Source organism: Acinetobacter sp. AOR01_HL (assembly GCF_027855455.1).
GTDB classification, from domain to species: Bacteria; Pseudomonadota; Gammaproteobacteria; order Pseudomonadales; family Moraxellaceae; genus Acinetobacter; species Acinetobacter baumannii.
Genome location: NZ_JAKTIM010000043.1, coordinates 47543 through 63034 on the forward strand (window position 1 = coordinate 47543; position 15492 = coordinate 63034).

A 15492-nucleotide genomic window follows, 5' to 3' on the forward strand; every position below is an offset into this window, starting at 1 on the left:
ATCATCCCAAACTAGAATATACAGACCTGTCTGTACATGGTCGATTATAACTTTAGAAAATAAAAACACAATCTTTTTTTCTTGCCCTTTTATATATAAATCAGATTTAACTATTGATAGACAGAAAAATAGAATTTATTTTCTTTGACTTTGTTTCATTTATACTTAACAATTACGCTTCTCACACAAAGCAACACTTTTGACACAAAACAAATACAAATTCTTGTTTTACCTTAATAATGTTATATATTTATCAATTACACTTATAAACCTTTTCAACAAAAACAATTGGATTGATTAGTTTTGCTACATTCATTTTCTTAAGATCAATCTATACTATGCCGGCCATATTGATATAGGTATAAAGTATGAAAGATGGACTCCAAATTGAAGAAATGAAAAATGCGGCGGATTCAGTCGTAGGAACATTAAAATCTTTAGCTAACACTGACCGTTTATTAATTTTATGTCACTTAGCCCATGAGGAGTTAAATGTCTCTCAAATTGAAGAGAAAACACAAATCACCCAACCCACCCTTTCACAACAATTGATGATGCTACGTAAAAGTGATGTCGTTTCAACACGTCGTGATGGCAAGCAAATCTTCTATTCGATCAAGGATGATAAGATGCATTCAATTTTAAATATGCTTTACCAGTTATACTGCATAGAATAACTGCTCTAAACTTATAAAATTATAATAATATTAATGTATTCCTGAAATATGCGATTTTTCAACTTGGTAGCTGGTAATTATCCGAGCAAAGAGGATTGAAAATTCGCGTAGTTTTTCTAGCATTCCAATCTATTAAAAAACAAAAATAACCTCTACTATTTCTTTTATATCTTTTCTCCCTCTTCACTAATTTTTATGGCAAATAATAAGAACTTAAGCGTTACTGGCTGTAATATAAGCAAAACATTAGATACCCCACTTTAAAAAATCAATTTTATTTATTTAAAAACAAAAACTTAATATTACCAAACCTTATAAAACTGATGACTTGATATAAAAAAGCTTAAGATTCACATCACTTACGTATAAAATACTCAGCTTGTTCAACCTTTAGCCATGAATAGGTTAATAAGGCCTTTATATGCTTGAATTCTTTTCTCGATTAAGCTTAGTCACTAAAATTATTATCGCCATTATTTTAGGGATAGGCGTCGCACTATTATTTCCAACCGTTACGCCGTACTTAAGCTTGTTTGGTGAACTATTTATTAAAGCATTAAAATCGGTTGCTCCTATTTTAGTCTTTGTACTGGTTCTCTCATCTATTGCCAACTTCCAAGTCGGTCATAGTGCAAATTTACGCCCAGTATTACTACTCTATGTAGTAGGTATGTTATTAGCTGCTTTTAGTGCTGTGATCGCTAGCTTATCTTTTCCTAGCACCCTTTATCTCAACACTGTTTCTCATAATAATTTGCAAGCGCCTGGTAGTCTCGCTGATATATTAAAAAATCTGCTTTTAAGTTTTATTGCAAACCCTGTTCAAGCAATCAGTGAAGCGAACTTTATTGGTATTCTTGCGTGGGCAATTGGTCTCGGCTTAGCAATGCGCCATAGCTCGGATACGACCAAACAAGTAATGCAGGATGTTTCACATGCTGTAAGCGCTATTATTCATAAAGTCATTGCGTTTGCACCTGTTGGTATTTTCGGTCTAGTTGCAGTAACTTTTGCAGATGCTGGACTAGCAACACTTGAAAGTTATGCACAATTACTTGCTGTTCTATTAGGAACAATGCTGTTTGTTGCTCTAGTGATTAACCCAATTCTGGTAGGTTTAACAATTCGCGGTAATCCCTACCCATTAGTATTTAAATGCTTAAAAGAAAGTGGTATCACAGCGTTCTTTACACGCAGCTCAGCAGCTAATATTCCTGTAAACCTTGATTTAGCTGAACGTTTAGGCGTAAATCCTTCAACTGCGAGCGTTTCAATTCCTTTAGGTGCTACTGTTAACATGGCTGGTGCAGCAGTTACGATTACTGTACTTACTTTAGCAACTGTGCATACGTTAGGAATTCATGTTGATTTGGCAACAATGATTATTTTATCTGTTGTAGCTACAATATCAGCATGTGGTGCATCTGGTGTTGCAGGTGGTTCCCTACTTCTAATTCCAGTCGCATGTAGCTTATTTGGTATTTCATCAGAAATTGCAATGCAAGTTGTTGCAGTGGGTATGATTATTAGTGTATTACAAGATTCAACAGAAACGGCGCTTAACTCATCTACCGATGTTTTATTTACAGCCGCAGTTGATATTCGCTCAAGACAAAACTCATAGAGAACATGCCATTTCAAAGTTTACCAAACTGGTTCCAACTTGGCGCCTTCTTACTGGCAATAAATGCCGGAATGATTAATGTATTAGGGCTTATCACCCTTTTACATCAATCGGTGTCGCATATGACTGGTAATGTCAGTATGCTAGCCATGAGTTTGGTAAACTGGCAGTTTGAACACATCATATATTTAGTACTAGTTATATTATGTTATGTATGTGGATCATTTTACAGTGGTTTTATTCTAGGCAATAGCCATTTCAAATTAGGCCGCCGGTATGGCCTTCCTTTAAGTCTAGTTTCACTATTTATTTTTCTCTGTTGGTTACTGCTGCCTTATTTTCCAAAATATGGACTATTATGGGCTTGTGTCGCCATGGGGCTACAAAATGCAATGGTAAGTCACTATAAAGGAACCATTATTAGGACTACTCACTTATCGGGTGTCTTAACAGATCTTGGGCTTGCACTTGGTTATATAGCACGAGGTTTAAAAGTAGAGAATCGCCGCATTATTTTGCATCTACTTATTTTTATAGGTTTTCTATCTGGCGGTATAATTGCTGCTTTAGTTCACCCTTATTTAAAATTGCAATCATTTTTGCTTCCAGCAATTTTAAGCTTAACTCTCAGTATTTCGTATTGGGCAGTTTACTTTCATAGTTCTTCCTCTTCAAATTCGGATTAAGTCATGGTTAAAAATGCCTTACAAGCTCAGTTACTCAAAGCTGGTTTAGTTGACAATAAAAAAGCGAAAAAACTTACCAAACAAGCTCAGCATGAGCAGCGTACTGGTCAAAGCAATGAAGCAGAAATTAAAGCTAATATTGAAAAAGCTCAAAAAGAGAAACAAGCAAAAGATCAAGCTTTGAATCTAGAAAAGCAGCAGCAACTCGAAGAAAAAGCATTAAAGGCTTCAATCATTCAAATGATCAAGCAACACAAAATTGTAGATTTTGCCGGAGATGTGGCTTATCAATTTATTGACGAGAATAAGATTAAAAAGGTTTACCTATCTCAGCAAGTTTATAATGCACTTGTTACAGGCAGTTTAGTGATTGCTAAAGATCAAGATCAATATGCTTACCTTCCTAAAGCCTTAGCTGAAAAAATTGATCAAAAAATGAAAGGATTTATTTTGATCAATAATGCTGAGAAAAATGAACAAACTACTGATGAAGAAGATCCATATGCAGCATATGTAATTCCGGATGACTTAATGTGGTAACTGTTATGAGCCTTTATCAATATTCGGATAAAGGCTCATACTGCTTAAAATAAATATTAATATTTTATCATTTATTAAAAAAATTTATAAAAATTACATTCAAGCCAAATTCATTCACCACTTCATCTATTATTATCGATATAATGAATAAAACATTTTTTGTCTTTACGATGCCTTTTAGGCTTCTTCCCGATTCCAAATTTATGTCTTGACTAAATCATGTCAGTTTTAGCCAAAGATATACAACATAAACTTTGACGTGTATCCACACACCCAACAGATCAATACCTTAATTAAGTTTGATCTAACTGACTTTATTGCAAATTAAATTGCGAAATTTTACTAAAGTAGCTGATGTATAAAGGTAGTCATTCATGCTGAAGTGGTTTGAAAAACTTGTAGATCCTTATCCAACCAAAGGCTTGGATGAGCCCTTACCAACACGCTTTTTCCCATTTGTTTGGCAAGCTACTGTAGGTGTGCGCCCATATTTATTGCTACTTATTATATGTACAGCTGGTGCAGCTAGCTTTGAAGCCCTGCTCTTTTCAAAAATTGGGCAACTTGTAGATTGGCTTAGTAATAGTCAGCCTGAAAGTTTCTTGAGCCAACATGCTTCAAACATCCTTATTCTCATTAGCGTGTTATTTGCTAATATTTTATTTGTTAATATTCAATCTATTATAAAACATCAAATTTTATATAGTACTTTTCCAATGCGCTTGCGTTGGCGCTTCCATAACCTTTTATTAAAACAAAGCCTAGACTTTTTCCATAATGATTTTGCTGGTCGACTTTCTGCAAAGGTCATGCAAACAGCTTTAGCAGTCCGTGAATTCTGGATTATTTTAGGCGACATGTTGGCTTACGTCAGCATTTACTTTATTACCGTAAGTATTGTTCTTGGTGCAATCTCACCCACATTACTTATTCCACTTATGGTTTGGTTAGGATTATTTTTATTAAGCGCATGGTTCTTTATTCCACGTTTAAGCAAAGTATCACAACAACAAGCCGATGCACGCGCTGTAATGACTGGTCGTGTAACTGACGCCTACACTAATATTCAAACTGTAAAACTCTTTGCGCATGCTGGGCGTGAAAGCCAATATGCAAAAGCGTCAATGAAAGAGTTTATGACCACAGTCTATGCGCAAATGCGTCTAGGCACTCTTTTTGAAGTTAGCATTAATTTACTGTCTGCTGTTTTATTTGTTGGAGTAATTGGTACCGCAGTTTGGTTATGGACTCAAGGCTTAGCAGCGTTAGGTGTAATTGCAGCCACTACTGCCATGATTTTAAAACTTAATAGCATGGCTGAGTTTATGATGTGGCATATGTCAGCATTATTTGAAAATGTTGGTACCATTCAAGATGGCATGCAAACACTTGGTAAGAAAATCAATATTCAAGACAAGCCAGATGCAAAACCACTTACAGTCACACAAGGTGAAATTGTATTTAAAGATGTGACCTTTGCTTATAACAATAAAAATGTCATCGATCACTTTAATCTACACATTAAAGCAGGTGAAAAGATTGGTATCGTTGGCCGTTCAGGTGCGGGTAAATCTACCCTCATCCAATTACTTTTACACTTTTATCATCTTAAAGAAGGTGCAATTTTAATTGATGGGCAGAATATTGAAGATGTTACGCAAGATAGTTTGAGAGCAAATATTGCTTTAGTTACTCAAGACACTTCTCTACTACATCGCTCAGTTGCCGAAAATATTAAATATGGCCGTCCAGATGCAACTGATCAAGATATGCAAGGTGCCGTGCATAAGGCAAAAGCAGCTGAATTTATTCCTCAACTTGTCGACTTAAAAGGACGTTCAGGTTATGAGGCACAAGTGGGTGAACGTGGTGTCAAACTGTCAGGTGGTCAAAGACAACGTATCGCTATTGCGCGTGTTTTCTTAAAAGATGCACCAATTTTAATCTTAGATGAAGCAACTAGCGCTTTAGACTCAGAAGTTGAAGCAGCTATTCAGTCTAGTTTAAATGACCTGATGGTAGATAAAACAGTTATTGCAATTGCTCACCGTTTGTCTACCATTGCTCAAATGGACCGTTTAATTGTTCTTGATGAAGGTAAAATTGCAGAGCAAGGTACTCATGAAGAATTAATTGCTAAAAATGGTATATATGCACAATTATGGAAACGTCAAACGGGCGGTTTTCTTATTGAGCAAAAAGTAGTACAGGGTCAAGATTAATGCTTTATTTAGAAGATTTAAAAATTGGTGATCGTTTTGTCAGTCGTGAGTATGAAATTACACTTGATGAAATTAAACAATTTGCAAGCCACTATGACCCTCAACCTTTCCATACAGATGAAGAGTTAGCCAAAGAAGATCCAATCTTTAAAGGTATTGCCGCTAGCGGGTGGCATACCTCGGCAATTACTATGCGCTTATGGACTGAATGCATGCCGATTCATGGTGGACTAGTAGGCTCAGAATCTAGTCTACGTTGGCCACGCCCTACTCGGCCTGGTGACCGTATTCATGTTGAAGCTGAAATTTCTGCCATTACGCCATCCAAAACAAAATTGGATCGTGGTATTGTAAGCTACGTTACGCAAGCCTTAAATCAGCATGGGGATGTTTTACTTATTTCAACGACAAAAATCGTTGTCTTTAAAAAGAATGTTAATGAATCGTTGATATGATTGTCTAACAGTTTTTATAAACTCAAATTATATTTCATGACAAGATGTGTAAGAAATGCACGTAGAAAATTGATGAGAGCAACGGAACGCATATGAAAATTACCTCAGCTCGTCAAGATCAAGGTATTCCAGGAGTCTATGGCTTATTGCTATTAGATGTAGTTTCACGTTGGGGATACAACGATGAAACATTATTTGCTCCTTTTCATCTTACGAGTGAGCAATTGGCCGATCCTGAATATCGTATTTCAACACCCGTAGCAAATGAGCTGGTCAAACATGCCTTAAATCTTACCGGTGAAAGTACGCTGGGTTACCATATTGGCACTCAAATGCGTATTTCCATTCACGGATTTATTGGCTACGCGATAATGACAGCCAAAGATATTACAGAAGCGATTGCTCTCGCTGCCCGTTTTATCCAATTACGCTTACCTTTTTTACAATTATATTTTTCTACTTTCGGACCAAAAGCCACATTACAATTGCAATGTGATATTGAGTTAGAGCCTCTTCGTACTGAGATCGTTTTAGGCTTAACTATTGGTATTATGACCATGGCTAAAGCAATTACGGGTATTGAAGATTTAGCGGGCGATGTTGATTTAGACTTTCCAGAACCGGAAGGTTTTGATAAGTATAGAAGCAAGCTAAGCAGCACCATCCGCTTTAACCAGCCTCATCTAATCTCTAGTTTTGATAAAAAATATTTAGGTTTTAAGTTAGTTAATGCCGATCCAATCGCAAGTCAAATTGCTATTAACCAATGTGAAGCGGAACTATCTGCTTTAGGTGAACGCCGACGTCTAGCCATGCGTGTACGTGATATTTTAAGTAATTCTGAACAACATTACTTAAGCATAGAGAATGTAGCAGAATATTTACATATGTCAGATCGTACCTTAAAGCGACAATTGGCAGCCGAAGGTACTTCATTTTCTACTTTAGTAGATGAAGTTCGATATCGGCATGCGACCTCTCTGCTTTCGCGTACAGATTATAGTCTTGAACAAATTGCAGATGAACTTGGTTACTCGGATGTCGCAAATTTCAGTCGCGCTTTTAAACGCTGGAGCGGTCGCAGTCCGAGCAACTGGCGCAAAGACCCCTATTTATAATGTTATTAAAATATTGGACACAAGCTTAAGGAGTTGTCATGAACCATCCTTCAGAATTGAAGTATGCACGTACACATGAGTGGGTAAAAATTGAAGGAGACCTTGTTATTACAGGGATTACCGACCATGCACAAGATGAGCTTGGAGATTTGGTCTATGTTGAAACTCCTGAAGTGGGTAGCCAAGTAACAGCTGGCGAACAAGCTGGAGTTGTTGAATCAGTTAAAACTGCTTCTGATATTCATGCCCCTGTCTCTGGTACAGTAGTAGAAGTTAATACTGATCTTGAAGATGATCCGGATTTTGTAAATGAAGATCCATATGGCAAAGGCTGGATCTATAAAATCAAACCAGACAATATTGCAGATGTTGAAAAACTTTTAACAAATGCAGAATATGAAGCTGGTCTATAATATAGATATAGTTTTTAATAAAAAAACCAGTTTAGATTTAACTGGTTTTTTTATATATGTATAGATCAGATTTAAAAACCAAATTCATGAATGGATCATTCATATGACAAAACTTGTGGTATTTTCCGGCGCCGGTATGAGTGCAGAAAGTGGAATTAGTACTTTCCGCGATAGTAATGGTCTCTGGGAAAATTATGATATACAACAAGTTGCCACTCCCGAAGCGTGGGAAAGAAATCCAGCTTTAGTTCAACGCTTTTACAACGAACGTCGTAAAAATATTTTAGAAGCCCAGCCGAACGAAGCTCATCAATATATTGCTAAACTACAAGACTATTATGATGTACAAGTCATTACACAAAATATTGATGATTTACATGAGCGTGCTGGAAGCCAAAATGTCTTACATCTACATGGCAATATTCGACTAGCGAAAAGTTCTGGGCCAGATGCACAATATACAACTCAATTTTATGAAGTTAATGGTTGGAAGCTCGATTTAGAACAGGACTTTTGTCCAGATGGTTACCCGCTTCGCCCTCATGTCGTTTGGTTTGGTGAAGCTGTACCTGCTTATGAAGAAGCAATTCGTTTAGTACAAAGTTCTGATATTTTTATTGTAATCGGTTCGACATTAAGCGTATATCCAGTTGCCGCCTTGGTCCATGAGATTCCTCATTATACCAAAGCGTATTATATAGATCCCCAAGCAGATCATTCTCGTGTTCCACCTCAATATAAATTATTAAATATGACGGCGACAGAAGGTATGCACGAGTTATTTCATCAATTGACGAGTTAATATTTCCTCTTTTGATATTCTTTTTTTCTTATTAAAACCATTTTTTCGCGTAAAATTGATGAGAAATTATTCATCTAAATAATAACTTTTCTTAAAAGGCACCCTGTCATTACTATTTTTGTAACTAAAAAACTGAATTTAGCTCTTAGTTTTTTATATTATTAGTTTTTTAATAAGTTTTGATATTATTTTTAAATTGATAATTAATTGATTTTATTAAACTAAATATAACATGTAATCAAAGTTACACTTGTTTACACAAAGATACATAAAATACATCACAAAGATAACAGAGCAAAAAAATTCTTTTATGGTTGAATCTCAACCTCTTGAAATGCCGTACAAGAAAACAGCGACCTGGATTAGGTTACAATCACGGATTATGGATATAAGGACACACATCCATTATGAGTTATTTTGATCCCACCCTCATCATGTTTATGGTGTACATCGTAGCAATGGTACTTATCGGCTTATTTGCCTACCGTGCTACAAGCGACTTCTCTGATTATATTCTTGGTGGTCGTAGTTTAGGCAGTTTCGTTACTGCATTATCCGCAGGCGCATCGGACATGAGTGGTTGGTTACTCATGGGCTTACCAGGAGCGATTTATCTTTCTGGTTTATCTGAAGCGTGGATTGCAATTGGTCTAATTATCGGTGCTTGGCTTAACTGGTTACTGGTTGCTGGTCGATTACGCGTTCATACTGAAATCCAAAATAATGCACTCACTCTGCCAGACTATTTTACAAGTCGATTTGATGACCAGAAAAAGATACTTCGTATTTTCTCTGCCGTTATTATCTTGGTTTTCTTCGCTATTTACTGTGCTTCAGGCATGGTAGCTGGTGCCCGTTTATTTGAAAATTTATTCGGTATGTCATATACCACCGCAATCTGGTTAAGTGCTATTGCAACAATCAGTTATGTTTGTATTGGTGGTTTCTTAGCAATTAGCTGGACTGATACTTTCCAAGCTGGCTTAATGATTTTTGCCCTCTTGCTCACCCCAATCGTGACTTACCTCGCAATTGGTGACACAACTCAGTTTGTGACGCTTATTGAAACTGCTCGTCCACATGCATTTAACATCATTTCTGATTTAAGTGTGGTGGCCGTTTTATCTTCCATGGCTTGGGGTTTAGGCTATTTTGGTCAACCGCATATCCTTGTACGTTTCATGGCTGCTGACTCTGTAAAATCAATTCCTGCTGCTCGCCGTATCGGTATGACCTGGATGATTTTATGTTTAGTCGGTGCTGTCGGTGCCGGTTTCTTTGGTATTGCTTACTTCCAGCAACACCCTGAACTTGCAGGTGTGGTAAGCAAAAACCCTGAAACTGTATTTATGGAATTGACTAAAATTTTATTCAATCCATGGATTGTCGGTATCATTCTAGCTGCTATTTTAGCTGCGGTTATGAGTACATTAAGCTGTCAGCTTTTGGTATGTTCAAGTGCACTAACTGAAGATCTGTACAAAGGCTTCATTCGTAAAAATGCATCTCAAAAAGAGCTTGTATGGGTTGGGCGTATCATGGTTCTTGCAATTGCCGTTCTAGCAATTGTGCTTGCGGGGAATCCTGACAGTAAAGTTCTTGGTCTTGTTGCTTACGCTTGGGCTGGTTTTGGTGCTGCATTTGGACCACTCATCATCTTGTCATTGTTCTGGAAACGTATGACTTTAGAAGGTGCTTTAGCAGGTATGATCGTAGGTGCTGTTGTTGTAATCGGTTGGAAAAACCTTTTCGCAAGCACTGGTGTTTACGAAATTATTCCAGGCTTTATCTGTGCATTTATCAGCATCATCGTAGTAAGCTTGATCAGCAAAGCACCAAACTCTGATGTGACTGGTCGCTTTGAGCAAGCAGATAAACTCTATAAAGAAAGTACATAACTCATTGAAATAAATAAAGGGGCTTCGGCCCCTTTATTTATTTTTAGTTTTGATTTTAATTTTTGAACTATCTTTCACAACTTGCATCACGGGATAACTACGGGTCTCTTTTACACCGGGTAATTGCCATAGCACTTGCCCTGCGATACGTCGAAACTCCTCCATACTTCCACTGCGTAATTTAATTAAAAAATCAAATCCCCCACTGACCATATGGCATTCAACGATTTCTGGATAATGCACGACTGCGTCAATAAACTCATCTAAAACATTAGGTGTGGTTTTATCGAGTAAGACTTCAACAAAAACCAAAAAATTTGCATTTAACTTAACCGGATTTAATTTAGCTTCATAACCTAAGATGAATTCATCTTTGGTGAGCTTCTGCACTCGTGCCATAACTGCTGTTGGAGACAAATTGACGAGTTCAGCTAATCTGCTGTTGGAAATACGCCCATCTGTTTGAAGAATATCCAAAATTTTTAAATCGGTACGATCAAGGCTTAATAATGGGCCATTCATCTGAATTTTCCTCTAAAAAATGGGCAAAATATAGTGAGTTATTCGGTGTTTCTTCTGTAATGATAAATTATCTAAACCTCTCTACTCAAGATGAGTTTACGAGAGCTGGTTGGCGGAAATAGATATGAACACAATGGATACTTTTCATCAAATGGATAAATCTCACCAAGGCTATATCACCGAATTCAACGATAAAAGTGAGTTTGAACAACGCATTAATACAGCTTGGCGACGTGCCGAACCTGAAGCTGTAGAAGAGCTATTACAAGCTGCTGCGGTATCTGATGATTTAGATCATAAAATTTATGACCTTGCATTTAACCTTGCCCATAATTTACGTGAACGTAAGACTTCTTCAGGTAAAGCAGGTATTGTTCAAGGGTTATTACAAGAATTTTCTCTTTCTTCACAAGAAGGCGTGGCGCTCATGTGTCTTGCTGAAGCTTTGCTTCGTATTCCAGACACAGCAACACGTGATTTGCTCATTCGCGATAAAATCAATCAAGGTAACTGGAAAGAACATGTTGGCCAAAGCAGCTTAATGTTTGTGAATGCTGCTGCATGGGGTCTCATGTTAACTGGTAAGCTTATGGAAACACCAAAGCAAACCAGTCTTTCAAGTGTACTTACTGGACTTTTAGCACGTAGTGGCCGTGGCATTATTCGTAAAGCAGTTGACGTTGCAATGCGTATGATGGGTGAACAGTTTGTGACTGGTGAAACCATCGAAGAAGCTGTCGACCATGCAAAAGTACTTGAGGATAAAGGTTTCCGCTATTCTTATGACATGTTAGGTGAAGCTGCCTTAACCGACCATGATGCTGAACGTTACTTTAATGATTACACACAAGCCATTCATGCAATTGGTAAAGCGTCTAATGGTAAAGGCGTATATGATGGCCCTGGTATCTCAATTAAGCTTTCAGCTTTACATCCACGTTACCAACGTGCGCAAATTGAACGTGTTCACAAAGAACTCTACGGCAAAGTATTTGAACTCGCTCGTTTAGCTAAACAGTACAATATTGGTTTAAATATCGATGCAGAAGAATCAGAGCGTTTAGAAATTTCTCTTGAGTTACTTGAGCGTCTTTGTTTTGAGCCAGAACTTGCTAACTGGAAAGGCATTGGTTTCGTAATTCAAGCTTACCAAAAACGCTGCTTCTTTGTGGTTGATTATATTATTGACCTTGCTAAGCGTAGCCAAAAGCGTCTGATGATCCGTCTTGTAAAAGGCGCATATTGGGATAGCGAAATTAAGAAAGCACAAATCGAAGGTATGGATGACTACCCTGTCTTCACGCGTAAAGTTCATACTGATTTGTCTTATATCGCTTGTGCTAAAAAATTACTTGCAGCACCAGAATTTATTTATCCGCAATTTGCGACGCATAATGCTCAAACTTTAGCAACGATCTATCATTTAGCAGATCCAAGCAAATATTACGCTGGTCAATATGAGTTCCAATGCTTACATGGTATGGGCGAGCCGCTTTATGAACAAGTTGTTGGTCCACGTGAACAAAATAAATTAGGCGTGCCATGCCGTATTTATGCTCCGGTTGGTAACCACGAAACATTGTTAGCTTATTTAGTCCGTCGTTTACTTGAAAATGGCGCGAATACTTCATTTGTTAACCGTATTGCCGATAAAACTCTTAAAGTTGAAGATCTTATCCAGTCTCCAATTTATGATATTCGTAATGCAGCTAAACTTGAAGGTTCGGTTGGTTTAAAACATCCATCAATTCCACTACCTTTAGATATGTACGGAACGCTTCGTAAAAACTCTAAAGGTTATGACTTAGCAAATGACACCCCACTTGCAGCTTTAGATAGCACAGCTCAAGAATTACGTAATCGTATTTGGCAAAGCCATCCGTTGTTGGCTAATGCTGATTCTTTAGAACAAGGTCATTCTGTTGCAATTACAAACCCAGCACAAAATGATGAGATTGTTGGTTATGTACAAGAAGCTGATCTTAAGCATGTCGAAATCGCTCTTACTGCAGCTGAACAAACCCAATCAGAATGGTCAAATACGCCTAAGGATCAACGCGCTCAATACTTAAAACACGCAGCTGACCTCATGGAAAGCCGTATTCAAGAGTTGATGGTATTACTTTGCCGTGAAAGTGGTAAAACTTATGCCAATGCGATTGCAGAAGTTCGTGAGGCTGTAGATTTCCTACGTTACTATGCAACCCAAGTTGAAAATCTTCCTGCAAATACAGTTATTCAGCCTTTAGGTACTGTACTTTGTATTAGCCCATGGAACTTCCCTCTTGCAATTTTCTCAGGTCAAATTGCTGCGGCATTAGTCAGTGGTAACTGTGTTATTGCTAAACCAGCTGAACAAACTCCATTGATCGCAGCCCAAGCAGTTCAGATTTTATGGGAAGCTGGTATTCCACATGGTGCTGTACAGCTACTTCCTGGCCGCGGTGAAACAGTAGGTGCTCAGCTCAGCCAAGATAGCCGTATCAATGGCATCATGTTTACTGGCTCGACTGAAGTTGCAAAAATTTTACAGAAGACCGTTGCAAAACGTTTATCTGAAAATGGTCAATCTATTCCGCTCATTGCAGAGACTGGCGGTCAAAATGCAATGATTGTTGACTCATCTGCTTTAACTGAACAAGTTGTATTAGATGTTGTAAGTTCTGCTTTTGATAGCGCAGGTCAACGCTGCTCTGCTTTACGTATTTTATGTGTACAAGAAGACAGTGCTGCAACCGTTATTAAAATGCTTAAAGGGGCAATGCAACAGTTGATCGTAGGTAACCCTGCAATTTTAAAAACTGACATTGGTCCTGTTATTGATGACGAAGCAAAACAGACGATTGACCAGCACATCCAGAAAATGAAATCGAAGGGTTATCCGGTACATCAATTGATGTTTGGTGCAACAAGCCAAACAGAATTAGATAAAGGAACTTTTGTTGTGCCAACAGCAATTGAACTTCCTAATCTTGATGACTTACAACGTGAAGTTTTTGGTCCGGTTTTACACATCATTACCTATAAGTATGGTGAACTTGAGCAACTCATCTCAAGAATCAACGCTAAAGGTTATGGTTTAACTATGGGTCTTCATACCCGTATTGATGAAACCATCCAAACCGTAATTCAACATGCTGAAGTGGGTAACCTTTATATCAACCGTAATATTGTTGGTGCTGTTGTTGGCGTACAACCATTCGGTGGTGAAGGTTTATCTGGTACAGGCCCTAAAGCGGGTGGCCCTCTTTATATGTATCGCTTAATGCAGCATTGTTCTAACAAAGTATTAGCAACTCCATTTGCGGTAAAAAATGAGCAAACCATTTTTGAAGGCTTTAACCGTGAGGTTTATCAAAGCTTACAAAACTGGGCGAAACAACATTTACCACAAGCAAACCGTGAAATTGAACCTTTTGGTGTTGGTAAGTTTTATGAGTTACAAGGCCCTACTGGGGAAAGTAACCAATATATTATTTTGCCGCGTCATCGTGTTCTTTCAATTGCTGATACAGAACAAGATCAATTGCATCAGTTACTTGCAATCTTTGCAGTTGGCAGCCAAGCTGCTGTAATGCCAAATAGTCCATTATTGGCAAAACATAAACAAACGTTGCCAAAAGATGTACTTGATGCGATTACAACCATTAAAAACATCACTACAGATGATTTTGATGCAGTTTTACATCATGGCAACCGCGAAGAGATCTTCTCATTACAGCAAGAAATTGCTAGCCGTTCTGGCGCAATTGTTGGTATTACTCATGTTGAACCAAATGAGTCGATTCCACTTGAACGTTTGGTAATTGAACGTGCAATTAGCGTAAATACAGCTGCGGCTGGCGGTAATGCAAGCTTAATGACAATGTCTGAATAATTAAGTAATTTTCTAAAAAGCCCAAATTACGATATTTGGGCTTTTTTGTTTAATAAAATAATCTATTCTTAAATATATAAATTTTATCAATTTGAGTTTTTAATAATGATTCTTTTTGAACCAGAACAATACCAACAAAGATGCACTCAGCTTTTTAGCTTATACCGAAAACAAATTTCCGCTCTGCTACCATCTGCCCAAATTGAGCATATAGGTTCATCTGCAATACCTAATGCATTCTCAAAAGGTGATTTAGACATTTATATTGAGGTTCTACCCGATCAATTTGAGTTTGCAATAGAACAGTTAAAAACGCTTAATTTTATAGAAAAGCAAAATACATTAAGAACAAATGAGCTTTGCATGCTCGATTCACTCAACAACGATGATGTTGCCTTTCAAGTTGTAGTAATCGGTTCAATATTCATATTTTTCTTAACCTTTAGAGATAAGCTTATAGCTTCTCCACCATTAGTTAATGAATATAATCAATTAAAGTTAGAGTCCACTCACTTAGATCATGACCAATATAGAACAGTAAAATCTAATTTTATTGAACGCGTTTTAAGTCACTCCTAGTGTAAGTATTTTTTCTTTATGAATAACTAACTAAAATTGGCTCCTTTAAGCTCAATTTTTTGGTACCATTCACCATTTG

General features: G+C 37.3%; 13 protein-coding genes. 12 read left to right on the forward strand and 1 reads right to left on the reverse strand.

Translation table 11 applies throughout. From position 1 onward, the window contains the following. Positions 1-368 precede the first annotated feature (368 nt). The 10 genes from MKL62_RS13690 (at position 369) to putP (ending at position 10435) form a co-directional block, all read left to right on the forward strand. Positions 369-677 (forward strand): ArsR/SmtB family transcription factor, encoded by a 309-nt coding sequence (locus tag MKL62_RS13690; protein ID WP_000651464.1) that lies wholly within the window; start codon positions 369-371, stop codon positions 675-677. A gap of 421 nt (positions 678-1098) precedes the next feature. Continuing rightward, on the forward strand, positions 1099-2301 hold the full coding sequence (gene sstT, locus MKL62_RS13695; RefSeq protein ID WP_000889007.1) for a serine/threonine transporter SstT: 1203 nt from the start codon (positions 1099-1101) through the stop codon (positions 2299-2301). A 5-nt stretch (positions 2302-2306) separates the two neighbouring features. Beyond that, a complete protein-coding gene (locus tag MKL62_RS13700) occupies positions 2307-2987 on the forward strand; it encodes a YoaK family protein (protein WP_001116532.1) in 681 nt (226 codons plus the stop codon). A 3-nt stretch (positions 2988-2990) separates the two neighbouring features. Continuing rightward, positions 2991-3527 (forward strand): DUF2058 domain-containing protein, encoded by a 537-nt coding sequence (locus MKL62_RS13705; protein ID WP_000240310.1) that lies wholly within the window; start codon positions 2991-2993, stop codon positions 3525-3527. Positions 3528-3901: 374 nt separating this feature from the next. Then, positions 3902-5749 (forward strand): ABC transporter ATP-binding protein, encoded by a 1848-nt coding sequence (locus tag MKL62_RS13710; protein ID WP_005128802.1) that lies wholly within the window; start codon positions 3902-3904, stop codon positions 5747-5749. After that, positions 5749-6204 (forward strand): MaoC family dehydratase, encoded by a 456-nt coding sequence (locus MKL62_RS13715; protein ID WP_005128803.1) that lies wholly within the window; start codon positions 5749-5751, stop codon positions 6202-6204. Before MKL62_RS13710 ends, MKL62_RS13715 begins: the two co-directional genes overlap by 1 nt. A gap of 92 nt (positions 6205-6296) precedes the next feature. Further along, positions 6297-7322 (forward strand): AraC family transcriptional regulator, encoded by a 1026-nt coding sequence (locus MKL62_RS13720; RefSeq protein ID WP_000705524.1) that lies wholly within the window; start codon positions 6297-6299, stop codon positions 7320-7322. 38 nt (positions 7323-7360) lie between these two features. Then, positions 7361-7735, forward strand: a complete 375-nt coding sequence (gene gcvH / locus MKL62_RS13725) for a glycine cleavage system protein GcvH (RefSeq protein ID WP_001016343.1) — start codon at positions 7361-7363, stop codon at positions 7733-7735. A gap of 94 nt (positions 7736-7829) precedes the next feature. Next, positions 7830-8537, forward strand: a complete 708-nt coding sequence (locus MKL62_RS13730; RefSeq protein ID WP_109850673.1) for an SIR2 family NAD-dependent protein deacylase — start codon at positions 7830-7832, stop codon at positions 8535-8537. Positions 8538-8944: 407 nt separating this feature from the next. Then, a complete protein-coding gene (putP, locus tag MKL62_RS13735) occupies positions 8945-10435 on the forward strand; it encodes a sodium/proline symporter PutP (protein WP_000119795.1) in 1491 nt (496 codons plus the stop codon). 33 nt (positions 10436-10468) lie between these two features. Here the strand turns inward: putP and MKL62_RS13740 are convergent, their stop codons facing one another. Next, positions 10469-10957 (reverse strand): Lrp/AsnC ligand binding domain-containing protein, encoded by a 489-nt coding sequence (locus MKL62_RS13740; RefSeq protein WP_001014235.1) that lies wholly within the window; start codon positions 10955-10957, stop codon positions 10469-10471. Positions 10958-11081: 124 nt separating this feature from the next. Between MKL62_RS13740 and putA the strand changes: the two genes are divergently transcribed. Together putA and MKL62_RS13750 are read left to right on the forward strand one after the other, a co-directional pair. Then, the gene (gene putA / locus MKL62_RS13745; protein WP_005128807.1) at positions 11082-14834 is read left to right on the forward strand and encodes a trifunctional transcriptional regulator/proline dehydrogenase/L-glutamate gamma-semialdehyde dehydrogenase; all 3753 of its coding nucleotides are present in this window, start codon (positions 11082-11084) and stop codon (positions 14832-14834) included. Positions 14835-14939: 105 nt separating this feature from the next. Continuing rightward, positions 14940-15413, forward strand: a complete 474-nt coding sequence (locus tag MKL62_RS13750) for a GrpB family protein (protein WP_000599967.1) — start codon at positions 14940-14942, stop codon at positions 15411-15413. Positions 15414-15492 lie beyond the last annotated feature (79 nt).

Coding starts and splice junctions, on each gene's coding strand:
- MKL62_RS13690 (WP_000651464.1), top strand. CDS start 369: ATGAAAGATGGACTCCAAATTGAAGAAATGAAAAATGCGGCGGATTCA.
- putP (WP_000119795.1), top strand. CDS start 8,945: ATGAGTTATTTTGATCCCACCCTCATCATGTTTATGGTGTACATCGTA.
- putA (WP_005128807.1), top strand. CDS start 11,082: ATGAACACAATGGATACTTTTCATCAAATGGATAAATCTCACCAAGGC.
- sstT (WP_000889007.1), top strand. CDS start 1,099: ATGCTTGAATTCTTTTCTCGATTAAGCTTAGTCACTAAAATTATTATC.
- MKL62_RS13750 (WP_000599967.1), top strand. CDS start 14,940: ATGATTCTTTTTGAACCAGAACAATACCAACAAAGATGCACTCAGCTT.
- MKL62_RS13720 (WP_000705524.1), top strand. CDS start 6,297: ATGAAAATTACCTCAGCTCGTCAAGATCAAGGTATTCCAGGAGTCTAT.
- MKL62_RS13705 (WP_000240310.1), top strand. CDS start 2,991: ATGGTTAAAAATGCCTTACAAGCTCAGTTACTCAAAGCTGGTTTAGTT.
- MKL62_RS13710 (WP_005128802.1), top strand. CDS start 3,902: ATGCTGAAGTGGTTTGAAAAACTTGTAGATCCTTATCCAACCAAAGGC.
- MKL62_RS13715 (WP_005128803.1), top strand. CDS start 5,749: ATGCTTTATTTAGAAGATTTAAAAATTGGTGATCGTTTTGTCAGTCGT.
- MKL62_RS13740 (WP_001014235.1), bottom strand. CDS start 10,957: ATGAATGGCCCATTATTAAGCCTTGATCGTACCGATTTAAAAATTTTG.
- MKL62_RS13700 (WP_001116532.1), top strand. CDS start 2,307: ATGCCATTTCAAAGTTTACCAAACTGGTTCCAACTTGGCGCCTTCTTA.
- gcvH (WP_001016343.1), top strand. CDS start 7,361: ATGAACCATCCTTCAGAATTGAAGTATGCACGTACACATGAGTGGGTA.